Origin of the sequence: Comamonas sp. B-9 (assembly GCF_000410635.1) — a bacterium.
Classification (GTDB): Bacteria; Pseudomonadota; Gammaproteobacteria; order Burkholderiales; family Burkholderiaceae_C; genus Comamonas.
The window spans coordinates 1,048-1,276 of the sequence record NZ_KE148627.1; the positions used below are offsets into that span (position 1 = coordinate 1,048).

The window sequence follows — 229 nt, forward strand, 5'->3', positions numbered from 1 at the left end:
GCGCAAGGGCCGGCGCCGCGCACTGTCGGCCTTGCTCGGTGTGGCAGGGGGGGGCGCCAGCGGCAGCCTGGCCTGGCGCCTGTACCAAAGCCAGGTAGTGACATGGCAGATCCAGCTGGGCACCGCTACCGGCCGCCAGCTCAACCAGGCCTTGCCCGATGGCAGCAGCATTGCGCTGGATGCGCAGACTCGCCTGGATGTGCGCTACTACGGCAGGCGCCGCCATGTG

At 70.3% G+C, this 229-nt stretch carries 1 pseudogene; it reads left to right on the plus strand.

From position 1 onward, the window contains the following. Window positions 1–229: pseudogene (locus tag H928_RS32495) on the plus strand (iron dicitrate transport regulator FecR); the annotation flags it as partial.